The 22237-nt window shown below is 62.1% G+C and carries 19 protein-coding genes; 11 read left to right on the plus strand and 8 right to left on the minus strand.

The genetic code is table 11. The features are described 5' to 3' along the window. Window positions 1-8 precede the first annotated feature (8 nt). The 8 genes from BAU07_RS15390 to flhD form a co-directional block, all read right to left on the minus strand. A complete protein-coding gene (locus tag BAU07_RS15390) occupies window positions 9-1694 on the minus strand; it encodes a methyl-accepting chemotaxis protein (protein ID WP_066659326.1) in 1686 nt (561 codons plus the stop codon). A 57-nt stretch (window positions 1695-1751) separates the two neighbouring features. Beyond that, window positions 1752-2252, minus strand: a complete 501-nt coding sequence (cheW, locus tag BAU07_RS15395) for a chemotaxis protein CheW (RefSeq protein ID WP_066659327.1) — start codon at window positions 2250-2252, stop codon at window positions 1752-1754. A 14-nt stretch (window positions 2253-2266) separates the two neighbouring features. Further along, window positions 2267-4432 (minus strand): chemotaxis protein CheA, encoded by a 2166-nt coding sequence (gene cheA / locus BAU07_RS15400; RefSeq protein ID WP_066659328.1) that lies wholly within the window; start codon window positions 4430-4432, stop codon window positions 2267-2269. A 13-nt stretch (window positions 4433-4445) separates the two neighbouring features. After that, complete coding sequence (locus BAU07_RS15405) at window positions 4446-4838, minus strand: response regulator (RefSeq protein WP_066659329.1); 393 nt, start codon at window positions 4836-4838, stop codon at window positions 4446-4448. A gap of 12 nt (window positions 4839-4850) precedes the next feature. After that, on the minus strand, window positions 4851-5837 hold the full coding sequence (motB, locus tag BAU07_RS15410) for a flagellar motor protein MotB (protein WP_066659330.1): 987 nt from the start codon (window positions 5835-5837) through the stop codon (window positions 4851-4853). A gap of 15 nt (window positions 5838-5852) precedes the next feature. Continuing rightward, entirely contained in the window at window positions 5853-6728 is an 876-nt protein-coding gene (gene motA, locus BAU07_RS15415) for a flagellar motor stator protein MotA (protein WP_066659331.1), read from the minus strand. Between the two features lie 122 nt (window positions 6729-6850). After that, window positions 6851-7435 carry a flagellar transcriptional regulator FlhC gene (gene flhC / locus BAU07_RS15420; RefSeq protein WP_066659333.1) on the minus strand — a complete coding sequence of 195 codons (585 nt, stop codon included), beginning with the start codon at window positions 7433-7435 and terminating at the stop codon, window positions 6851-6853. A gap of 24 nt (window positions 7436-7459) precedes the next feature. Next, the gene (flhD, locus tag BAU07_RS15425; protein WP_066659334.1) at window positions 7460-7783 is read right to left on the minus strand and encodes a flagellar transcriptional regulator FlhD; all 324 of its coding nucleotides are present in this window, start codon (window positions 7781-7783) and stop codon (window positions 7460-7462) included. A 425-nt stretch (window positions 7784-8208) separates the two neighbouring features. On the opposite strand from flhD, the gene BAU07_RS15430 reads away from it, so the two are divergent. The 11 genes from BAU07_RS15430 to BAU07_RS15480 all read left to right on the plus strand — a co-directional run bounded on the left by BAU07_RS15430 (window position 8209) and on the right by BAU07_RS15480 (window position 22192). Then, window positions 8209-8964: an RNA polymerase sigma factor FliA gene (locus BAU07_RS15430; RefSeq protein ID WP_066659336.1), complete on the plus strand. Its 756-nt coding sequence runs from the start codon at window positions 8209-8211 to the stop codon at window positions 8962-8964. A gap of 174 nt (window positions 8965-9138) precedes the next feature. Then, window positions 9139-10257: a flagellin FliC gene (locus tag BAU07_RS15435; RefSeq protein WP_066659338.1), complete on the plus strand. Its 1119-nt coding sequence runs from the start codon at window positions 9139-9141 to the stop codon at window positions 10255-10257. A gap of 192 nt (window positions 10258-10449) precedes the next feature. Next, window positions 10450-14415 (plus strand): O-linked N-acetylglucosamine transferase family protein, encoded by a 3966-nt coding sequence (locus tag BAU07_RS15440; protein WP_066659340.1) that lies wholly within the window; start codon window positions 10450-10452, stop codon window positions 14413-14415. A 59-nt stretch (window positions 14416-14474) separates the two neighbouring features. Beyond that, window positions 14475-15248, plus strand: a complete 774-nt coding sequence (locus tag BAU07_RS15445; RefSeq protein WP_066659342.1) for a TylF/MycF/NovP-related O-methyltransferase — start codon at window positions 14475-14477, stop codon at window positions 15246-15248. Window positions 15249-15320: 72 nt separating this feature from the next. Further along, window positions 15321-16094 (plus strand): glucose-1-phosphate cytidylyltransferase, encoded by a 774-nt coding sequence (gene rfbF, locus BAU07_RS15450; protein ID WP_066659344.1) that lies wholly within the window; start codon window positions 15321-15323, stop codon window positions 16092-16094. Between the two features lies 1 nt (window position 16095). Beyond that, a complete protein-coding gene (gene rfbG, locus BAU07_RS15455; RefSeq protein ID WP_066659345.1) occupies window positions 16096-17154 on the plus strand; it encodes a CDP-glucose 4,6-dehydratase in 1059 nt (352 codons plus the stop codon). Window positions 17155-17157: 3 nt separating this feature from the next. Further along, window positions 17158-18495 (plus strand): lipopolysaccharide biosynthesis protein RfbH, encoded by a 1338-nt coding sequence (gene rfbH / locus BAU07_RS15460; RefSeq protein WP_066659346.1) that lies wholly within the window; start codon window positions 17158-17160, stop codon window positions 18493-18495. After that, on the plus strand, window positions 18495-19574 hold the full coding sequence (locus BAU07_RS15465) for an NAD-dependent epimerase/dehydratase family protein (RefSeq protein WP_066659347.1): 1080 nt from the start codon (window positions 18495-18497) through the stop codon (window positions 19572-19574). The genes rfbH and BAU07_RS15465 overlap by 1 nt, the downstream gene beginning before the upstream one ends. Continuing rightward, the gene (locus BAU07_RS27570) at window positions 19571-20509 is read left to right on the plus strand and encodes an FkbM family methyltransferase (RefSeq protein WP_066659349.1); all 939 of its coding nucleotides are present in this window, start codon (window positions 19571-19573) and stop codon (window positions 20507-20509) included. The genes BAU07_RS15465 and BAU07_RS27570 overlap by 4 nt, the downstream gene beginning before the upstream one ends. Beyond that, window positions 20506-21318, plus strand: coding sequence for a transketolase (locus BAU07_RS15475; protein ID WP_232338139.1), 813 nt, complete (start codon window positions 20506-20508; stop codon window positions 21316-21318). The genes BAU07_RS27570 and BAU07_RS15475 overlap by 4 nt, the downstream gene beginning before the upstream one ends. Further along, window positions 21311-22192 carry a transketolase family protein gene (locus BAU07_RS15480; protein WP_066659351.1) on the plus strand — a complete coding sequence of 294 codons (882 nt, stop codon included), beginning with the start codon at window positions 21311-21313 and terminating at the stop codon, window positions 22190-22192. The genes BAU07_RS15475 and BAU07_RS15480 overlap by 8 nt, the downstream gene beginning before the upstream one ends. Window positions 22193-22237: the final 45 nt, after the last annotated feature.

The following is a 22237-nucleotide window of genomic DNA, read 5'->3' on the forward strand; positions in this document are numbered from 1 at the left end:
TTTTCCTCTCAGGCGGCCTGGGCCGCAAGCATAGGCGCGCGCGCCAGGAGCGAACCGGACAATTGCTGCGCCGGCACGTCGATGACCTGCCCTTCGTTGATCTTGAAGACGGCGACGGCTTCGGCCAGGCGCTGGGCCTGCTCCTGCAGCGAGCCGGCCGCCGCGGCCGCCTCTTCCACCAGCGCCGCGTTCTGCTGCGTCACCTCGTCCATCTGCGAGACCGCGCGGTTGACCTGGTCGATGCCGCTGGACTGTTCTTCCGATGCGGCCGAAATCTCGCCCATGATGTCCGTCACCCGCTTCACCGAGGCCACGATTTCCTGCATCGTCGCGCCGGCCCGCTCCACCTGCTGCGAACCCGCGCCGACCTTGCTCACGGAATCCTCGATCAGCGCCTTGATTTCCTTGGCCGCCTGCGCGCTGCGCTGCGCCAGCGAGCGCACTTCCCCGGCCACCACCGCGAAGCCCTTGCCCTGTTCGCCGGCGCGCGCCGCTTCCACCGCCGCGTTCAGCGCCAGGATATTGGTCTGGAAGGCGATGCCGTCGATCACGCTGACGATTTCCGAGATCTTGCGCGAGCTGCCGGAGATCTCCTGCATCGTGCTCACGACTTCGGCCACCGCCGAACCGCCGCGCTCAGCCACGTCGGAAGCGCTGCCCGCCAACTGGTTGGCCTGGCGCGCGTTCTCGGCGTTCTGCTTCACCGTCGAGGCCAGTTCTTCCATCGACGCGGCGGTTTCTTCCAGCGACGCGGCCTGCTGCTCGGTTCGGCTGGACAAGTCGGTGTTGCCCGCCGAAATTTCGCGCGCGCCGATATTGATTTCGTCCACGCCACGGCGTACCGCCGACACGGTGCGCGTCAGGGATTCCTGCATGCGCTTCATGGCCGCGTACAGGACGCCGATTTCATTGGTCGATTGCACGTCCACATGCTGGGTCAGGTCGCCGGCCGCGATGCGGTCGAAGTGCGCGGCGGCGCCCGCCAGCGGCCGCACCACGCGGCGACGCAGGAAGACATAGGTGGCCAGCACCAGCAGCAGGGCCAGGACGCCGCCGGCCGCGACGGCCGTCAGCACCAGGCCGAAGCGGTGTTCGGCCTGGTCGAAGGCGGCGTCGTTGGTACGCATGCGCCAGGCCATGTATTGGCCGATCGCGAGCGACAGGCGATCGTCCATCACGTCGGACACCACCTGCGCATGCGTCTGGTACGCCGGTATGTCGGCCCTGGCGAGGTCGTCGAACATGACCCGCAGCCCCTGCTGCATCAGGGCCAGGAAAGCGTCATCGATTTCCTTGAACTCGCTTTCCAGTCCTGGCGGCTTGGGCAGGTTCTGGTACCGCTTGAAATCGGCCATCGCCTTGTCATAGGATATACGCGCGAAATCGACGAGGCTCCTGGCGGGGCCGCCCAGACCTGGCTGCGGAATACCGGGTTGCCCGACCTGCTTGATAACGTCGTTCAGATGCAGCGCCGCGGCGCGGCCCAGGCCGATCATTGCATTCTTGTAGTCGCGGACCATTTCGTCCAGCGCATTGCTGACGGCCTGGCTGCGGCGCATATCGCGCATGGCGGTATCGCCGACTTTCAGCGACACCACGCCCAGCACCGCGCCCAAGGCCAGCATCGCCGAGAAAAAGACCAACACCCACAGCAAGCTGGCGCGAATTGTCATATTCGCAAAAAAACGGCCCATACATCCTTCCCTACGATTGGACAGGTTGGCCTCCGCCCATTCCCCTTTGCGGGTCGCTCAGCTGGCGACTTTCTCGACCAGCGCCATTTCGTCGCTGGTCATCAGCTTCTCGATATCCACCAGGATCAGCATGCGGTCGTCGATGGTGCCCAGGCCCGTCAGGTACTCCGTGGACAGGGTCGCGCCGAACTCGGGCGCGGGCCGCACCTGCGCGGCCCCCAGCATCAGCACGTCCGACACGCCGTCCACCACGATGCCGACCACGCGGCGATCGAGGTTCAGGATGATCACGACGGTCTGCTCGTTGTATTCGACCTTGCCAAGGTTGAACTTGATGCGCAGGTCGACGATGGGAACGATGATCCCGCGCAGATTCGTCACGCCCTTGATGAACGAAGGCACGTTGGCGATGCGCGTGACGCCGCCGGCGTCGTAGCCGCGGATTTCCTGCACTTTGAGGATATCGATGCCGTACTCTTCTTCGCCGAGCGTGAAGACGAGGAATTCGCGGCCCACATCCTCGGCACGAGCGCCTTGGGCTTGGGGTTTGGCTGCCATAGCTGTTTTCTCCGTCAATTCAGAACCGCTTCGGGCTGGGTCCACTTCTCGCGGTTGGCCCTGGCCAGGGCGAACACGTCGATGATCAGCGCCACGCTACCATCGCCCATGATCGTCGCGGCCGACACGCCCGGCACCTTGCGGTAGTTCGATTCAAGATTCTTCACCACCACCTGGTGCTGTCCCACCAGATGGTCGACCAGCAGCGCGAAGCGCCGGTCCTCCGCCTGCATGATGACGGCGATCGCCTGAGTGGGATCCAGCTGGGCATTGCGCACCGAGAACACACGGTGCATCTCGACCAGCGGCAGATATTCCCCGCGCACATGCATCACGCGTTCGTTGCCCGCCACGGAATAGATCTGTTCGTTGGTCGGCTGCAGAGACTCGGTCACGTGGTTCAGAGGCAGGATGAAGGTCTCGTCGCCCACGCGCACCGACATGCCGTCCAGGATGGCCAGCGTCAGCGGCAGCACGATGCGGGTCGTGGTGCCGCGGCCGGGATTGGACGATAGTTGCACGTGCCCGCCCATGTCCTGGATATTGCGCCGGACAACGTCCATGCCCACGCCCCGGCCGGAGATATCCGTGATTTGCTCGGCCGTCGAGAAGCCAGGCGCGAAGATCAGTTGCCACACTTCGTCGTCGCTGGCGTTTTCGCTGACCGCGATGCCCTGCTGGATGGCCTTCTTCAGAATGCGGTCGCGGTTCAGGCCGCCACCGTCGTCGCTGACTTCGATGACGATGTTGCCGCCGCTGTGCTGCGCCGACAGCACCAGCTGGCCGACGGGCTCCTTGCCCGCCGCGATCCGCTTTTCGGGCGTCTCGATGCCATGGTCCAGGCTGTTGCGCACCAGGTGAGTGAGCGGATCGATGATGCGCTCGATCAGGCTCTTGTCCAGCTCCGTCGCGCGGCCGTAGGTCTGCAGCTCGATCTGCTTGCCCATCTTGCCGGCCAGGTCGCGCACCAGGCGCGGGAAGCGGCTGAATACATAGTCCATGGGCATCATGCGGATGGACATCACGGCTTCCTGCAGGTCCCGCGCATTGCGCTCCAGCTGCTCCATGCCGTTGAGCAACCGATCGTGCAGCACCGGGTCCAGCGTGGACGCCGTTTGCGCCAGCATGGCCTGGGTGATCACCAGTTCGCCGACCAGGTTGATGATCTGGTCGACCTTCTCCACGCCGACGCGGATGGAGGTGGATTCCTTGTCCGCGCTGGCCCCGCCGCCGGGGCGGGCGGCGCGTGCCGGTGCGCCGGACTCGCCCGCCGGCCTGGCCGGCTCGGCGGCCGGTGCCGGGGGAGCGACGGCCACGGGAGGCGGCGCGGCCGGCGCCGGCGCGGCGGCGGGCGCGGCCTGGGCCTGGGCGGCGAACTCGGCCGCGGCCTGGGCAAAGGCGTCGACGTCACGCGTTTCGGCAGCCGGCGCCGCTTCGCGTGCAATGGAGATCTGGTCGGCGTCCACGATGAAGCAGCACACCGCCTCGATATCGTCGGGCGAGCAGGTGCTTTCCAGCCATACCGTCAGGCCGCCGCCGCTGGGGTCGCTGGCCAGTACCTGGCCCAGGTTGCCCATCTCTTCCAGCAGGGACTGGCCGTCCTTGGCGGACACGCGATTGATGCGCACGCGCAGCGGCAGGCCATCCTGCGCCGCGCCGTCCGGGACGGCCGCAGGTGCAGCGGGTGCAGGCGTGAGTACGGGCGCGGACTGGGCGGCCGCAGGCGCGGCGGCAGGCGCAGGCGCCGCGGCTGGCGCTGGGGTGCCGCCTTCCTGCTGGGCCTTGTGCTCCAGCGCCAGTTGCCGCAGCACCTCGCATATGCGCTCGTAGGCGGCGGCGTCAGGCTCCTCGGAGGCGCGGTAGGCGTCCAATTGGCTTTTCAGCACGTCCTTGGTTTCCAGAAAGATGTCGATCATGTCCGTGCGCAACGCCATTTCGCCGCGGCGTATGGCATCGAGCAGGTTTTCAAGTAGATGGGTCGTCTCGGCCAGCTGGGTGAAACAGCCGAAAGTGGCCGCCCCGCCCTTGATCGAATGGGCGGCACGGAAAATGGCGTTCAGCTGCTCGATGTCCGGCGCGCCCGCGTCCAGGTCGAGCAGCAATTGCTCCATCTGGGCGAGCAGCTCGTCCGCCTCATCGAAGAACGTCTCGTAAAACTGGCTCAGGTCAAGACCGCTCATGACGTTCTTCTTCTCAACGCGCCTGCTCGCCGGGCTGGCCCAACAGCTCGGACGCCATTTCGATCAGCAGGTCCGGATCCACCGGCTTCTGCAACCAGCCGCACACGCCCAGATCGCGCGCCGCGGTCTTGCTTTCGACATCGTCTTCCGTCGTCAGTACCAGCACCGGCACGTCCTGGTAGCGGTCGGCGTCGCGCAAGCCCCGTATCAGGTCCAAGCCGCCCATGATGGGCATGTTCCAGTCGCTGACCACCAGGTCCACCGGCACGGCCTGCTCCAGCGCGAGCGCCAGGGCATCCTTGCCGTTGCCGGCGGCCAGCACGGTCCAGCCGGCGCCCGTCAGGGTGGCCTGCACGATCATGCGCATCGTCGCGGAATCGTCCGCGACCAGTATCGTCGCCGTCATCGTCCATAGCTCCTATTGTGCGGATTGGGCCTGCGCGGCGGCGGGCGCGCTGGCGCCCGGCGTCGCGGCTGCCTGCCCCGCTGTTGTCGGGCGCACCAGCGTCTCGCCGATCTGGCGCGCATCCCGGCCGGTGATATCCGCCGCCGCCGCGCTTTCACGATCCAGCCGCTCCTGCGTGGCCCGGTTCAAGACCACCAGGCTGATACGTCTGTTAACGGCAGCATAAGGGTCATCCTTAATCAGGCTTGCGCTCGATGACAACCCCACCACCCGGGAAACCTTGTTTTCCGCCATGCCGCCGGCCACCAGTTCCTGGCGCGACGCATTGGCGCGGTCGGCCGACAACTCCCAATTGCTGTAGGCGCGCTCTCCCCGCGCATACTGGCTGGCGTCGGTGTGGCCGGAAATACTGATCTTGTTGGGCAGCTCGTTCAGCACCGGGCCCAGCTCGCGCAGGATGTCGCGCATGTAGGGCCGCACCTCGGCCGATCCCGTGGCGAACATGGGCCGGTTCTCTTTGTCGATGATCTGGATGCGCAAGCCTTCGGTGGTCATGTCGATGAGCAGCTGCGGCCGGAAATTCTTCAGCACCGGGCTGCTTTCGATCAGGTTGTCCAGGCGCTTCTTCAGATCCTCCAGGCGCCGCTGGTCACGCCGCTCGGCCTCGTTCGGCACCTGCGCCTGGACGCGGTTGCCGTCGGCGCGCCGCACATCGCCCTCGCTGCGCAGGGGATCGGCGCCTCCGCCGGGAATGGCGCTGGTCTCCGCCGAACTGTTGGGCCCGCCCGTCAGGGCGACCCGCAGCGGCATGCGGAAGTACTCGGCGATGCCCTTGAGCTCCTCGCGCGGCACGACACTGATCAGCCACATGACCAGGAAGAACGCCATCATGGCGGTGATGAAGTCGGCGTAGGCGATCTTCCAGCTGCCGCCGTGCGAGCCGCCGTGCGCCGCCTTCTTGCGGCGGATCACCACGCGGTGGTTGTTGACGGGCGCCATGCGCAGAACCCTCCGTCAGGCCTTGCCGCTCGTTTGCGTCTTGGCCTGGCGCACGTGCTCTTCCAGTTCGGCGAACGACGGACGCACCCCGGAGAACAGCACCTTGCGGCCGAACTCCACCGCCAGTTGCGGGGGGTAGCCGTTCATGCTGGCCAGCAGCGTGGTCTTGATGCATTCCAGGATCTTGACGGCCTCGCTGGTCTGGCGGTCGACGCGCGAAGCCAGCGGCGAAACGAAGCCATAGGCCAGCAGGATGCCCAGGAAGGTTCCCACCATGGCCTTGGAGATCAGGTCACCCAACACGGCGGGCGGCTGGTCCACCGCCGCCAGCGCCTTGATCACGCCCAGCACCGCGGCCACGATACCGAAGGCCGGCATCGCGTCGGCCACGTTCTGCAAGGCCTGCACCGGCACCTGGCGCTCATGCCGGAAGGTTTCGATTTCCTCGTCCATGAGCGTTTCGATCTCGAACGAACTCATGTTGCCGCTGATCATGATGCGCAGGTAGTCGGTGATGAACTCCATCAGCTTCTGGTCCTTCATGATGCGCGGACACTCGGTGAAGATCGGGCTGGAGGCGGGATCCTCGATGTGCGATTCGATGGCCATCAGGCCCTCGCGGCGTGCCTTGTTCAGGATCACGTACATCAAGGACATGAGTTCCATGTACACGTCCTTGCCGTAGCGCCCGCCGCGCAGCGCGTTGGGCACCGCCACCTTCACCAGCTGGAGCGACTTGCGGCTGTTGCCCGCCAGGAAGGCACCCGCGGCCGCACCGGCGATCAAGGTGAATTCGAACGGTTGGTACAGCGCGCCCATGTGTCCGCCCAGGGCAATGAAGCTCCCGACGACGGACACGATAACCACCAAGTAACCAATGACAATCAACACATCAGGCCCCTGCCAAGCGTAGACGTTTTACCCAACGCCCATGATCCCCCCATACACCCGGCACGAAAGCGTGGTTTACGGGGGGTTTTCAGTGGCTTTTTGGAGTTATCGAGTCCGGACGGTCAGACCGGGAGCGCGGCCGCGGGCGCGGCGGCGGCACGGCGGCCGGCACGCTCCTTGGCGGCGGCGCGCGTCTTGCCCGCGCGGGGTGGCGGGCGGCAGATCGCGCAGACGAAGTCGGCGCGCGGATCGTGCGCGTGGGCGATGAAATGGCCGCCGCATTGGCGGCATTCCGACAGCTGGAGCATCTTGCCGTCGAAAAAGCGCACCAGCATCCAGGCGCGCGTGAAGCTCAGCACCGGCTCGCTCTGGTCCAGGTCGGCCACGCCGGCGTGTTCGAGGTACAGGCGATATGCGTCGATGATCGCCCGCACGCCCTTGCTGCCCGTGTTCTCGTTCAGGAACTTGTAGACGTTGTAGAACAGGGACGAGTGGATATTCGGCAGCCAGGTCATGAACCAGTCCACCGAAAAAGGCAGCATGCCCTTCGGTGGCGAGCAGCCGCGGATTTCGCGATACAGCCGCGCCAGCCGGTCGTGGCTCAGGCTGGTTTCCGATTCCAGGACCTGGAGCCGGGCGCCGAGACCGATCATGGCGCTCGCCAGCAGGATCTCGTCGGCTTCTTGGGATACGCTTTTGATAGCCATGAGCCTATGCAGATGCAGGTAAAGTCACGCGAGCTGTTCGACGGGCTGCTTGGCGAGCAGGATGGTGGCATGGGCCTGTTGCAGCGCACCGCCCAGCACATCGTGCGTCAGCGCGGACAGCAGGCTGTAGTCATCGAAGCGGAAGCGGCACAGCAGCGAACTGGAGCTGGCCAGCTTGACAAGCTGGGCCGGCGAAAGGCGCAGCAGGATGTCCGCGACCTGTTCGCTGAATCCCAGGCGGAACATCGAGGCGGCGTAATCGTCGCGCAGCATCCGCTGCGCAAGCAGCAGATAGGACAGGTTGACTTCGCGGATGTCAGCGAGCAAAGAGTTTGGAGGCTGGTTCATTGCATTCCCTTGTTCACTATCTTTAGGACTGTCCTGGACGGTCTGGGGACCACGCTGGTCAACCATTACTGCTGGAAAATGTCGAAATGTATCTTTTGTTCCCAGAAGTCATACAATTTACCATGTGCAATGTCATTTTGTATGTCAAACATGACAAATGTTTGTCTAAGGTCAAATATCGCACCTAAACGACATATATAGCAACAAAGAACTTCGCTAGTTTATGGCAATTCCGTAAACAAGCATTTAAAAGGTTGTGTCTTTGTGCCAATGAAACGGCGTGAATTACCCACAATTGGACCCTGAAGACGGAAATCGCCGCCTCCCGGATCCCCTGTAGAGGCCCGGGTCGTTGCAATGTCCCACTGTCGTCTCCAGGCAACACCGGCCGATGGCCAACTGACCAACCTCCACGCTCGACTGCGATGCCTCTTTCAGAAGACCGTTTGGCCGATTACGCCCCGCTGGTGCGCAAGCTCGCCTTGCAGCTCCTGGCACGCCTGCCGGCGAGCGTCGAGCTGGACGACCTGATCCAGGCGGGCATGATCGGGCTGCTGGACGCCGCGCGCCGCTACCAGGAGGTGGCCGATGCGCAGTTCGAGACCTATGCCACGTCGCGCATCCGCGGGGCGATGCTGGATGAACTGCGCAACCAAGACTGGCTGCCGCGCAGCGTGCGCAGCAAGGCCAAGCGCATCGACCAGGCGGTAGCCCAATTGGCGCAACAATTGATGCGCCCGCCCACCGAAGCCGAAATCGCCGCCCACCTGGATGTCTCCCTGCCGGAATACCACCAGTTGCTATATGACGCCCAGGGTGCCCAGATCGTGCATTACGAGGATTTCGGCGCCGAAAACGGCAGCGAGACCCGCGACGCCGACTGGGCCGGCACGAATTCCGAGACCAGTTCGACCGGCAACCCGCTGGACAACCTGCTGGCGCAGGACTTCCGCCATGCGCTGATCGACGCCATCGGCGCCCTGCCCGACCGCGAAAAGCTGTTGCTGTCCCTGTGCTATGAGCAGGGACTGAACCTGAAGGAAGTCGGCGCCGTCATGGGCGTGACCGAGGCGCGCGTATGCCAGTTGCGCTCGCAGGCCATGGCCCGCCTGCGCGCCCGCCTCAAGGATGGCGCCTGGCACCAGGCCCCCGAAGATTTCCGCACGGCCTACGCCGCCTGACCGGGGCGCCGCCCCGACGCCGCAAACTTTTCGCACCCCCTCCCCCTAAAGGTTTAGGCCAGCTTGCCGTTACCCAGGCAGCGGTGCACCTGACGCCTCGTTTCAGGTGGATCCGTACCGCAGGGCGGCATAGCTGCCCGGTTTGAAGAAGCCTTTCTCTCTTGGGAGCTATTCATGGCTGCAGTCATCAACACCAACTACCTCTCGCTGGTTGCTCAGAACAACCTGAACACGTCGCAGTCCGCTCTGGGCTCCGCGATCGAGCGCCTGTCCTCCGGCCTGCGCATCAACAGCGCCAAGGACGACGCCGCTGGCCAAGCCATCGCCAACCGCTTCACGGCGAACGTCAACGGCCTGACCCAGGCTGCCCGTAACGCCAACGACGGTATCTCGCTCGCGCAGACCACCGAAGGCGCCCTGAACGAAATCAACAACAACCTGCAGCGCATCCGCGAACTGACGGTTCAAGCCCAGAACGGCACGAACTCGCAGTCCGACCTGGATTCGATCCAGGCTGAAGTGAACCAGCGCCTGGACGAAATCACCCGCGTTTCGGCCCAGACCCAGTTCAACGGCGTGAACGTCCTGGCCAAGGACACCAGCCTGTCCATCCAGGTTGGCGCCAACGACAACCAGACCATCGACATCAATCTGAAGAAGATCGATGCCGGCACCCTGGGCCTGGACAGCCTCAGCCTGAACGGCCCGAAGGGCGCGACCACCAGCTACGGCAGCAGCACCGCCGCTTCGGTGTCGGGTCTCGACAACACTGGCTCCAGCGCCGCTGTCACCGCTGGCGACGTCACGGTTACGGACTCCGCCGGCACCACCGGTTTCGCTGCCGCTGACGTTCTGCAGGACGAGAACGGTAACTGGTTCGTTGTTGGTACCGACGCCGCCGGCGCGACGGCGTACTTCGCCGCCGACGTCAAGGTGACCGACGCAGCTGCGGGCACTACGGCCGCGGGCGCCACCGCCGAGTTCACGATCGATACCAGCAAGCCGATCTACGCCTCCACGACCGATCCGCTGGCCGCCATCGACAAGGCCCTGTCCGACGTCGACTCGCTGCGCAGCGACCTGGGTGCGATCCAGAACCGGTTCGAGTCAACGATTGCGAACCTGAACAACACGGTCAACAACCTGTCCGACGCCCGTTCGCGTATTCAAGACGCCGACTACGCGACCGAAGTGTCGAACATGACCCGTGCCCAGATCCTGCAACAGGCTGGTACCTCGGTTCTGGCGCAAGCCAACCAAGTCCCGCAAACGGTTCTGTCGCTGCTGCGTTAATCGCCGCACGGTAGATCCCCAAAAGGGCATGGAAGCGGGCCGCGAGGCCCGCCTTCCGGACAAACCCCTGGCCTTTGCCAGGGGTTTGTCATTTTTGGCGAACTGGGGCGAATTTCACGGTTTCACTGCTCGATTGCAGCACCGGCCTCGCAGGTAAGCTACCTGCGAACCTCTACACCTCCGCCGGGCACCATGGCAAAATCCTCGCTTCCCCCGCTACGCAACCAAGTATCCGCCGTCGCCGCGCAGCGTATGGCCCTGCAGCAGGCGCGGGCGCGCACCCGCCGCCTGCCCTGGGAACCGACGGGGTGGAAGGAGCTGGGCGCGCTGCTGCGCAAGACCGGCGAACTGGATGAAGGTCGCGAGGCGCTGCAAAAGGCGACCGATCTGGCGCCCGAGGATGCCGGCTCATGGATATTGCTCGGTCAACTCGAGGCAAGCGCCGGCAACGACAGGCTGGCCAAGAATCACTTCGAACACGCGCTTACGCTGGATAACGATGCTGCGGAAGCCAACCAGGGCATGGCCGATATTCTGTTCCGCAGCGACGAGAACGAAGTCGCGCTTACCTATGCGGACCGCGTGCTCGAACAGAAGCCCAACGATGTCGCCGCGCTGTCCCGCAAGGTCCAACTGCTGACCCGCCTGCGGCGTTTCGACCAGGCCGCGGTCATCTGCCAGAAGCTGATCCAGCAAGACCCCAGGAACGGCTGGACCCATTGGAACGACCTGGGCAATATCAACCGAGACCTTGGCGATCTGGACGAGGCGGAAGCATGCTATCGCAAAGCCGCATCGTTGACCGCCACGGACCCCGTGCCGCTATCCAATCGGCTGACGCTGCTTCACTATATGCCGGACCGGACGGCCGAGGATATCCTCAACGCGTGCAAGGATTGGAGTGCGCGCTTTGCGCCGCCCAAGACGGGCAAGCGGCCAATTCCGGCCGATCTGTCGCCCGGGCGGATATTGCGTGTAGGGATGTATTCGGACGGCTTTCGCCAGCATCCCGTTGGTGCCATGACCACGCCCGCGCTCGAGCACCTGGTCAAGCTCGGCATCGAGATTTATGCATACACCACGAACAACGTAGTGGACAGCGTCACGCGTCGGCTGATGAGGGTTGCCAAGCAATGGACGCCCATTGCAACCCTTACCGTCGAGCAGCTGGCGCAGCGGGTGATGGAAGACCGCATCGACATTCTTATAGACCTGTCCGGCCATAACGCCGGCAACCGCATACGGACGATGACGCTGCAGCCGGCGCCGGTGCAAGTGAAATGGGTCGGCGGCCTGATCAACACGACCGGCGTGGAAGCCATCGATTACCTGCTGAGCGACGCCATCGAGTCGCCGCCGGGAAGCGATCATCTCTACACCGAGAAATTGATCCGCATGCCGGACGACTACATCTGCTATATGCCGCCGGCGCGGGTGCCTGACGTCGGTCCGCTGCCCGCGCGGCGCAACGGCCATATCACTTTCGGATGCTTCAACAACCCGACAAAAATAAACGGCGTTTTGCTTGCCGAATGGGCGCGCCTGCTCAGCGCCGTGCCTGGCTCGAAGTTGTTCCTGAAAGGCGGATCCTACGAAAGCCCTGAAGTCTGCGAACGGATACGCGGCATCTTCGCCGACCACGGGATTGCCGGAGATCGCATCCGACTGGAAGGCCATTCGCCGCATTACGAGGTGTTCGAGCGCTACAACGATGTGGACGTCGCATTGGATCCTTGGCCCTACTCTGGCGGCCTCACGACCTGCGAAGCCATGCTGATGGGCGTGCCGGTCGTGACCCTGCCCGGCCCTACCTTCGCCGGCCGTCATTCGGCCACGCACCTGGTCAACGCCGGCATGCCCGAACTGGTCGCCAAGGACTGGGACGAATATCGCCAACGCGCGCTCGAGCTGGTGGGCGACCTGGATAGCTTGTCCACGATACGGGCCCACCTACGCCAGATCCTGCTGCAGTCTGCCGTGTGCGACGGACCTCGTTTCGCGCGGAACCTCGCCAATGCCCTGCGTGCGATATGGCAGCGATATTGCTCCGGAAAGCATCCTGCCGCGCTGGCCTTCACCGCCGAAGGCAAGCCGTGGTTCGAGGATGAGGACGCGCCGATGGAAATAGTGCAGCCCGACTTCGATGCCTCGCTTCAGGAAACACAGGAAGGGGGCGACTTTCACTTCGGCATCCAGGGCAAGATTATTGCGCTGGATCATGGCGGAATCCTTGCCACGGCGCCTGCAATGCAGACACTGAATCAGGCGGGAGCGTTGACCATCGTTGTCATCGATCCGGCCAGCAGGCTGCAGGAGGTATCCCGGCTCAAGGCGGACAAACTCCTGCACCACCATCAGCCGCACGTCGCCCTCGGCGACGGCGAGCCGGGCGTGCTTTATACATGCCTCGACACGGAATTGACCGGGACGCTGGAGCCCCTGCTCCCCGCCAGGCAGCAGACCTTCATGCAACAGGCCGCCACTGTGCTGGCCAAGTTACCCATCGCGACCATCCGACTGGACCGCATTGACGGCCTGGATACGCTGGACTGGCTGGTTCTGAGTGAATCGCACGACAACGTAAAGCTCCTGCAAGGCGCCGAACGATTGCTGCCCAATCTCCTGATCGTCCATGCCAGGGTTCTATTCACGGACGTCTTCAATGGACAAAGCGAACTGGCCGATCTTGGCAGGGAACTGGCCCGATACGGATTCCGCTTGCTTCGACTGGAGAACCAGCGGATGGGAAGCCTCTTCTCGGATCCGACACTCAGAAGAGTGTACGGCGATGTCCAATCCCAACTGCTAAGCTGCGACGCCGTTTTCGTGCCCGACGAGCAGCGCATCAAAGCACTTGACAACAACCAGCGTGCAAAACTTGCTTTGATCCTTCACGGCGCTTATCGCGCTACCGACCTGGCCCACCGCGTTTTGCAGGCTACGGGAGAAAGCTCGGCAGACGCCTATCTCGCTGCACAGCTACCTAAGAGCGGGGAACAGGAGCGCGAGTCGAAGGCTGCCGCTATGGAACCAACACAGCAGGCCTTGCCCCGTCCGGCCATGGCCGTTCCATCTTCGCAAGAACGCGACCCAACGCATACCGCGTCACCCAGGGTGCCACCAGGGTCCGATGTCCCGAGCAGCAAGGCCGACAGTCAGGCGACCAAACGTTCGCCTATGGGCGGGAAAAGGCCATTCGTGTCGGTCGTGGTGCCATCCTACAATCGGGCCGACGATCTGCGTCGCTGCCTCTATAGCATCCTGGCCGTCGATTGCGATGAGCTGGAGATCATTGTCAGCGACAATGCCTCGCCCGACCATACCCAGGACGTTCTGGCGGAGTTCAAGGATCCGCGCATCAAGGCCTACAGGCAAGACGAGAATGTCGGCGCCGAGTTGAACATGGCGTTCATATTCGAGAAGGCCAGCGGCGAATGGGTGATCACCCTTACCGACGACGACTGGCTTATGCCGCAGGCGGTCAGTGTCATTCGCGAGAGCGTGCGATGCGATCCGAACGTGGGCTTCATCCTGTCTCCGCTAAGGCAAATCAACGCCGAGGGCGGCCTCGTGCCCGATCACCTGCTTCTTCCGCTGCCAGACAAGGCCGAGCAGCAACATCATTTCCGCCGCTTCCCCGCCGGTCCGGAGTCTCTGCGCACCCTCTTCTGGCATGGCCACGTATTTTCCCGTTGGATATTGAGGCGTGATGTTATCGATCTCGCGGGGTACAGGAGGCAGATAGGCCGCCATCTGTATTCCCCCATGTGGATTACCAGCAAGGCATTGCTGAACCACCCGACGATCTATACCAATACCCACGTAGTGACGCACCGGGTCTTCAACAAGATCCACTGGGAATATCCCGACGACTACATGTACGGCGGCGTCATAGACATGATCAAGGAATTGCTAGCGAGCCAGCCAGACCATCTGGCGAAGATGCTGGAATCGACTGCAGGTCGTGCGCTGGCACAGATTCCGTTCGTCCTTGGCCACGGCAAGGATCATCTCGATCGATATGTGCGCGCCTTGATGAAGTTCCCCGAGTTCACGAGGATTCCGACTTTCTCGGCATCCCTGGTAAAGAAATTGGGCGCTGTCGGCGCCGATGAGTCGATCGTGCGGATCGCCCGGAATCCGTCCAAAGCGGGCTGAACGACGAACGACGCCGCGACCTGCCGCAGCCTCCTGACCATGTAAAGTCGAGCGATCAAATGAGCCACACCGAAGATTCAAAATTGCCGAAGGATGCCCATTCGGGACGGCATAGCAGCAAAGACATGACTGTCTACAGCTTGGCAGAAGAGGCCTTCCAGAGTGCCGACATCTCCATTCTGGACAAGCTCGAATCCTTCCCCCGATTCATAAGCAAGCGCTCGATGGCCCGGTTCATCGCAAAGGAGAGGATTTTCGAAAAGATCCTTCCGGTCAACGGGATCATCGTCGAGTGTGGCGTCTTCAACGGCGCCGGGCTTTTTACCTGGGCCCAGCTGTCCAACATTCATGAACCCGTCAACTACAACAGGAAGATTGTCGGCTTCGACACGTTCGAAGGATTTCCCAGTGTCGACGAGGCGAAGGACAACGCAGGCGTGAGGGTCAGCGCGACGGGCGACTTGAAAGGCAGCACTCTCGAAGACATCAGCCTGTCGGTAGAAAAATACAACAACGAACGGCACTTGTCTCATATCAAGAACATCGAACTCGTCAAGGGCGACTTCAATGTAACGGCGCCGGCGTACCTCGAAGCGAATCCGCACATCGTCGTGTCGCTGCTCTACCTGGATTTCGACCTGTATGAGCCAACCAAGAAGGCCCTGGAACTGTTCATGCCCAGGATGCCGAGGGGAGCCATCATTGCGTTCGACGAACTGAACTGCGAGTCCTTTCCGGGAGAAACGGCTGCACTGCAGGAAGTGGTGGGGATCGGCAAATATGAGATACGGCGCTTCCCCTTCGAGCCATGGATTTCGTACATCCAGCTGTGATGCTGGAATGCCCGCAGATAGTGGGAATGCTTCCCTTCTTGCACGCAAAAACCTATTGAGGCTTGCAGTCCAATGAAAGCCGTCATCCTGGCTGGGGGTCTTGGCACCCGCTTAAGCGAAGAGACGTTGGTGAGACCGAAACCGATGGTGGAAATCGGCGGGAAGCCAATCCTATGGCACATCATGAAGATGTATTCCCATCACGGCATACAGGACTTCATCATATGCTGTGGCCACAAGGGATACATGATCAAGGAGTACTTCTCCAACTACTTTCTTCACATGTCGGACATCACGTTCGACATGAAGTCGAACACGACGCACTTTCATCAGATGCGAGCGGAGCCGTGGACAGTGACGCTGGTCGATACCGGCGACGGCTCCATGACCGGCGGCCGCCTGGCCAGGGTCGCTCATTATGTGAAAGAGGAAGAAGCCTTCTGCTTCACCTACGGGGACGGGGTGAGCAATCTCGACATCGGCGCAACCATCGCTTTTCATAAAGCTCACGGAAAAGCCGCGACGCTGACGGCCACCTACCCACCTGGCCGCTTTGGAGCCCTGGACATTCAGGAAGGCCGGATCCGCCGTTTCCAGGAAAAGCCGAAAGGTGACGGTGCGATGATCAACGGCGGCTTTTTCGTCCTGTCGCCGAAGGTGCTCTCACTGCTGCACGGCGACGACACAGTATGGGAGGAGGGACCGCTGATGCAGTTGGCCGAGGAAAACCAGCTGATGGCCTATGAGCATCATGGCTTCTGGCAGCCCATGGACACACTGCGAGACAAGAATCTGCTGGAGGAACTGTGGGCAAGCGGCAAGGCACCCTGGAAAAGCTGGAACTGAGATGGCCATTGATCAGGCATTCTGGCAAGGCAAGAAGGTCCTGCTGACCGGACATACCGGCTTCAAAGGCAGTTGGCTGACCCTGTGGCTGCAATCCATGGGTGCCGACATCATGGGCCTATCGCTTGCGCCGCCCACGGAACCGAACCTATACACCGCGGCACGGGTGGCCGAGGCAACGCAGGGCCGATTCGGGGACATCCGGGATTACGGAATCGTGGAGGCCACGATGACCGCCTTCCGTCCGGAGATCGTCATTCACATGGCGGCCCAGTCACTGGTGCGCGCGTCCTACGAAGATCCGATCGCGACTTATGCGACCAATATCATGGGTACCGTGCATGTTCTGGAAGCCGCCCGGCGCGCACGGACAGTCCGTGCCGTCGTCAACGTGACAACGGACAAGTGCTACGAAAACCAGGAGTGGGTTTGGGGCTACCGTGAGAGCGACCCCATGGGTGGGCACGATCCCTATTCCAGCAGCAAGGGCTGCGCTGAACTCGCCAGCGCGGCATATCGAAGATCCTTCCTGGCACGCGAAGGCATCTCCTTGGCGACGGCGCGGGCAGGAAATGTGATCGGCGGGGGTGACTGGGCTGCGGCCCGCCTGGTCCCGGATATCCTGCGTGCGCTCGAAAACGCTCAGCCGGTTCTCATACGCAGTCCTAATGCGGTGAGACCCTGGCAACACGTACTGGAGCCGCTGTCCGGTTATCTGCTGCTGGCGCAGCGGCTGTATGAGCAGGGACATGCCGTCGCCGAGGGCTGGAATTTCGGCCCAAGGGATGAAGATACGCGCTCGGTCCAATGGATAGTGGACCGCATGTGTCAGCAGTGGGGCACAGGTGCCCGCTGGACCATGCAGCCGGGCGACCACCCTCATGAGGCAGCCTCCCTGAAGCTGGACATTTCGAAAGCGCGCCAACGCCTGCAATGGTTGCCGCGCTGGTCTCTCGATACCGCGCTTGCCGAGACGATTCGGTGGCATAAGGCCTGGCTCGACGGCCGCGACATGCGCACCTTCTGCCTCGAGCAGATCTCGCAATACCAATCCATCTGATCCATGAACGCGACCATTACCTTCAACCCGCAACTCGACAAGCTTCGTGGCCAGATCCAGAAGCTGGTACACCAATACGCAGAGCTTGCGCATGCGCCGGCCCCCTTTGTACCAGGCACGTCTCCAGTCCCGGTATCCGGCAAGGTGATTGGTGGCAAGGAGCTGGAGCTGATGGTCGAAGCCTCCCTGGATGGCTGGCTGACCACGGGCCGCTTCAATGCCTTGTTCGAACAGCGCCTGGCGCAGTTCCTGGGCGTCGAGCACCTGATCACCGTCAATTCGGGCTCTTCCGCCAATTTGGTGGCGTTCTCCACATTGACCTCGGCGCGGCTGGGGGAACGAGCGATCAAGCCCGGTGACGAGGTCATCGGTGTGGCCGCCGGCTTTCCGACCACGGTCAACCCTATTCTGCAATTCGGCGCCGTACCCGTATTTGTGGACGTAGACCTCGCCACGCACAATATCGATGCGAACAAGATAGAGGCAGCCATCGGTCCACGGACCAAGGCCATCATGCTGGCCCACTCACTGGGCAACCCGTTCAATCTTGATGTCGTCACGGCGCTGTGCAGGAAATACGGGCTGTGGCTGGTGGAGGATTGCTGCGACGCGCTCGGGTCGACCTACCGGGGGAAAAAGGTCGGCACCTTCGGTGACATCGGCACCCTCAGCTTTTATCCGGCACACCATATAACGATGGGGGAAGGAGGCGCGGTATTCACCAACGATCCGGAACTCAAGCGGATTGCGGAGTCCTTCCGGGACTGGGGACGCGACTGCTACTGTCCCCCGGGCAAGGACAATACCTGCGGCAGGCGCTTCCAATGGAAAATGGGAGATCTGCCCCAGGGCTACGATCATAAGTACACCTACAGCCATCTCGGGTACAACCTCAAGATCACCGACATGCAGGCCGCTTGCGCGCTGGCGCAGCTGGATCGCCTGGACGACTTCATCGCTGCCCGCAAGGCGAATTTCGATTATCTGAAGGAACGTCTGCGGTCTTGTGAAGAATTCCTGCAGTTGCCCGAAGCTACCCTACATTCCGAACCGTCGTGGTTCGGCTTTCCGATAGTCCTCAAGGAATCCGCGGAGGTCGAGCGTGTCGATCTCCTGGACTATCTCAATCAGCGCAACATCGGCACCAGATTGCTCTTTGCGGGCAATCTGACGCGCCAGCCTTATATGATCGGCAGGAACTACCGGATTAGCGGGGAGCTGACAAATACCGATATCGTAATGAACCAGACCTTTTGGCTCGGTGTCTTCCCGGGCTTGCAGGAAGCACACCTGGAATACATGGTGCAGAAGGTGCAGGAATTCTTCGGCGTGGGATTCTGATGCCTCGTCCTTTCCCCCACGCCATCCTTACCGAGGATGTGGCCGCGGTGCTATCCCGCGACTTGCCCTGGCACAAACTCAGCGGGCTGAGAATCGCAGTTACGGGCGCGGGCGGCTTTCTTGGCGGCTACCTGGTACGTTGTCTGCTAGCGCTGGAAGCAGCCGGCAAAGTGGACCAACCTGTACGGGTCCTGTGCCTGGTGCGTAATGTCGATCGTGCCCAGGGCCGCATGCCGGACATCGCAAGGCACCGGCATCTCGAGTGGATGCAGTGGGACCTGAATCGGATCGCCACACCGGATCTAGGGCCTTGCCACTATGTCCTTCATGCCGCCAGCCAAGCCAGTCCTCGATTCTACGGCAGCGATCCGGTCGGCACGCTGATGCCCAATACCGTCGGCACAGCGGGCTTGCTACAGGCATTGCAGAACTGCACTGATCCACGCGGCCTGCTCTATGTGAGCAGCAGCGAGGTATACGGAAACGTGCACGACACGCAGGCATTGACCGAAGACCGGTACGGCACACTCGATCCTGCCACGGTGCGCGCTTGCTACGCCGAAAGCAAGCGTCTGGGCGAGACACTGTGCGTCGCCTGGCATCGCCAGCATGGGCTTCCTACTTTCATCGTCCGCCCGTTCCATACCTACGGGCCGGGCCTGCAGCCCGATGACGGGCGCGTCTTCTCAGACTTTGCCTTCAACGTAATCCAGGGCAAGAACATCGTCATGAGTAGCGACGGCAGCGCACAACGTGCTTTCTGCTATGCCTCCGATGCCGTCGCCGGATTCTTCACCGTGCTGCTGAAGGGATCACCGGCTACGCCTTACAACGTCGCCAATCCCCAGGGCCAACTTACGGTGAAAGAACTGGCCCATCTACTGGTGGGGCTCTATCCGGAAAAGAAGCTTGAAGTCGAGTACCTGCACCAACCGAAGGACAACGGAACCAGCAGTTATCTAGCCAGCACATTCAGCCGGCTGATCCCCGACGTCGGACGCCTGGCCGCGTTGGGCTGGCGGGCCGATATTGGTCCCGCCGAAGGCTTTCGACGGATGATCGAGGTTTACAACGCATGAGAGCCACCCTCCAAAGTCTGAAGGACCAGTACGCCGAAGGGGTCCTGAGCAAGCCGGACTTTATCGAGCTGGCGCTGGCCATGCATCGCTCCCTTTTCGACTACGTCGACATCGCGCGCAGCACCGACGTACGGGAGATCCGCATCACTGCGGAAGGCATCTGCTTCCGCGTGGGCGAAGAGGACGTTTGGCTGTATGCCCCGCCCGGCGAGGCACGCGTACTTCCCATCGAAGTGATGAATTTCGGGCGATATGAGCCGGAAGAGACCCGGATCATGGACCTGCTGAGCGATGGCGCGGAGGCCGTCCTCGACGTCGGCTCAAACATCGGCTGGTATGCGATACGGTTTGCAAAGCGCCTTCCCATGGCCATGGTCCATGCCTTCGAGCCGATGCCCGTCAGTCATGCCTTCCTACAGCGCAACGTCGCGCTGAACAACGTCGGAGATCAGGTACGCTGCTACAACTACGGGCTCTCTGACAAGTGCGGCAGCTTCGATTTCTTCATGCCGCCGGCAGGCAGCGTGAATGCCTCCCTGAGCAATGTGTCAGGCGCAAAGAATGCCGACGTCGTCGTCGGACTGACGTTAACGCTTGATCAATGGTGCGCCAATCAACGGTTGCAGCCGGACTTCATCAAATGCGACGTCGAGGGAGCGGAGCTTCTGGTATTCCAGGGCGCAAGCCGGACACTCGCACAGGCACGACCGGTCGTCTTCACGGAACTGCTGCGAAAGTGGGCAAAGCCGTTCGGATACCACCCCAATGACGTGCTGGGCTTCTTCGCGCAACTGGGATATGTATGCTACGCGATCGGTTCGACGGGTGTGCGCCATATCGAGCAGGTGACCGACGAAACGGTGGAAACCGGTTACGCGTTCGTGCACCGCGACGCTCATCGCCCGCTGATCCGCAGGCTGGAGACTCTGCAGTGAGTATCGAGCAAACACAGGCTCTGGCCACGCGCATGCGGACCCACGCGCTGCGCATGGTCCACATGGCCAAAGCGTCGCACATCGGGTCGGCTCTGTCGATCTGCGACATCCTGGCCGTTCTCTACGGCCGCATTATGCGGCTGGACCCTGGCCACCCCGGCTGGCCCGAGCGCGATCGATTCATTCTCAGCAAAGGGCACGCTTGCGTCGCGGTCTATGCAGCGCTTGCGGAGCGAGGCTTCATCTCGCATGAGGCGTTGCAGACCTATGGGAAGGATCATTCGATCCTCATGAACCACATCAGCCACAAGGTTGCGGGTGTCGAATTCTCAACAGGATCGCTGGGCCACGGCCTGCCCTTCGGGGTTGGAAAGGCCCTGGCGGCCAAGCGACGGCAACAGTCATGGCGTACCTTCGTGCAGTTGAGCGACGGCGAACTCGATGAAGGCTCGAATTGGGAGGCCGTGATGTTTGCGGCCCATCATGGATTGGACAACTTGGTCGCTATCGTGGATTACAACAAACTGCAGAGTTTGACCACGGTGGAGAAGACGCTGCGGATCGAACCGCTGATGGACAAGTTTGCGGCGTTCGGCTGCGCTGTGCAGGAACTGGACGGACATGACCATGACGCCCTTTATAGATCACTGTCGTCCACGCCGTGGAAGGCGGGAAAGCCCAACGTCCTGATAGCGAACACAACCAAGGGCAAGGGCGTCAGTTTCATGGAAGACAGCGTGGCATGGCACTACAAATCTCCGTCGGCCGAGCAGTTGGAACAAGCGCTCAAGGAACTCGGCGATGCGTAATACCTTCATGCATGAACTTGCCGAGCTGGCTCGGGTCCATCCGCAGATCGCCCTGGTTGTTGGAGATCTGGGCTATTCGGTGGTCGAGCCATTCGCCGACGAGTTTCCGGACCGCTTTATCAACGCAGGCGTCGCCGAGCAGAACATGACTGGTTTGGCGGCCGGAATGGCGTCCGAGGGCTACCACGTCTTCACATATTCGATTGCGAACTTTCCGCTCTTTCGATGCGCAGAGCAGATCCGCAATGATGTCGCGTACCACGGCCTGCCAGTCACGGTGGTTTCCGTCGGTGGCGGGCTCGCCTATGGCGCCCTGGGGTATTCCCACCATGCCGTACAGGATTACGCCCTGGTGCGGACGTTCCCCAACATGTTGATTGCGGCGCCTGGGGATCCGATGGAAGTTCGCGCCTGCCTGCGGTACTTGGTGGCCCATCCAGGCCCTTCTTATTTGAGATTGGGCAAGACGGGGGAACCTTGCTTTCATGAAGCCCCGCCCGCGGTCGCTCCTGGAGAGTGGACAAAGATCCGGGACGGCCAGCACGACAAGGCGATCCTCACTACCGGCGCTGCCCTGGCGCTGGCCATGGAATGGATCAAGCACCCGGAGCACGCCGGGGACAGTGTATACACCTTACCCCTATGGTCCATGGCATCCAAGGCTGCGCAGGCTGCCCAACTGCGTGCCCGTTCCCGCATCATGACGCTGGAGGATCATCTGGTGGACGGTGGGTTCGGATCATGGCTGCTGGAAGCAAAAATGCAGGATGCGTCTCTCGACTGTAGCGTCCAATGCGTCGGGCTCAACCCAGACGTCTGCGGTACAGTCGGCACGCAGGAGACGCTCAATCAACTGGGGGGCCTGTTGCCATAAGGCCTGAGGCCCAGCTTGCCGCTCCGGCGCATCTGCCTCGTACAA

This window comes from Bordetella flabilis (assembly GCF_001676725.1).
Taxonomy (GTDB): domain Bacteria; phylum Pseudomonadota; class Gammaproteobacteria; order Burkholderiales; family Burkholderiaceae_B; genus Bordetella_C; species Bordetella_C flabilis.

What these genes read in the sequence shown, in the direction of transcription:
- BAU07_RS15390 (WP_066659326.1), bottom strand. Translation starts at nt 1,694, where the DNA reads ATGGGCCGTTTTTTTGCGAATATGACAATTCGCGCCAGCTTGCTGTGG.
- cheW (WP_066659327.1), bottom strand. Translation starts at nt 2,252, where the DNA reads ATGGCAGCCAAACCCCAAGCCCAAGGCGCTCGTGCCGAGGATGTGGGC.
- cheA (WP_066659328.1), bottom strand. Translation starts at nt 4,432, where the DNA reads ATGAGCGGTCTTGACCTGAGCCAGTTTTACGAGACGTTCTTCGATGAG.
- BAU07_RS15405 (WP_066659329.1), bottom strand. Translation starts at nt 4,838, where the DNA reads ATGACGGCGACGATACTGGTCGCGGACGATTCCGCGACGATGCGCATG.
- motB (WP_066659330.1), bottom strand. Translation starts at nt 5,837, where the DNA reads ATGGCGCCCGTCAACAACCACCGCGTGGTGATCCGCCGCAAGAAGGCG.
- flhC (WP_066659333.1), bottom strand. Translation starts at nt 7,435, where the DNA reads ATGGCTATCAAAAGCGTATCCCAAGAAGCCGACGAGATCCTGCTGGCG.
- flhD (WP_066659334.1), bottom strand. Translation starts at nt 7,783, where the DNA reads ATGAACCAGCCTCCAAACTCTTTGCTCGCTGACATCCGCGAAGTCAAC.
- BAU07_RS15430 (WP_066659336.1), top strand. Translation starts at nt 8,209, where the DNA reads ATGCCTCTTTCAGAAGACCGTTTGGCCGATTACGCCCCGCTGGTGCGC.
- BAU07_RS15435 (WP_066659338.1), top strand. Translation starts at nt 9,139, where the DNA reads ATGGCTGCAGTCATCAACACCAACTACCTCTCGCTGGTTGCTCAGAAC.
- BAU07_RS15440 (WP_066659340.1), top strand. Translation starts at nt 10,450, where the DNA reads ATGGCAAAATCCTCGCTTCCCCCGCTACGCAACCAAGTATCCGCCGTC.
- BAU07_RS15445 (WP_066659342.1), top strand. Translation starts at nt 14,475, where the DNA reads ATGAGCCACACCGAAGATTCAAAATTGCCGAAGGATGCCCATTCGGGA.
- rfbF (WP_066659344.1), top strand. Translation starts at nt 15,321, where the DNA reads ATGAAAGCCGTCATCCTGGCTGGGGGTCTTGGCACCCGCTTAAGCGAA.
- rfbG (WP_066659345.1), top strand. Translation starts at nt 16,096, where the DNA reads ATGGCCATTGATCAGGCATTCTGGCAAGGCAAGAAGGTCCTGCTGACC.
- rfbH (WP_066659346.1), top strand. Translation starts at nt 17,158, where the DNA reads ATGAACGCGACCATTACCTTCAACCCGCAACTCGACAAGCTTCGTGGC.
- BAU07_RS15465 (WP_066659347.1), top strand. Translation starts at nt 18,495, where the DNA reads ATGCCTCGTCCTTTCCCCCACGCCATCCTTACCGAGGATGTGGCCGCG.
- BAU07_RS27570 (WP_066659349.1), top strand. Translation starts at nt 19,571, where the DNA reads ATGAGAGCCACCCTCCAAAGTCTGAAGGACCAGTACGCCGAAGGGGTC.
- BAU07_RS15480 (WP_066659351.1), top strand. Translation starts at nt 21,311, where the DNA reads ATGCGTAATACCTTCATGCATGAACTTGCCGAGCTGGCTCGGGTCCAT.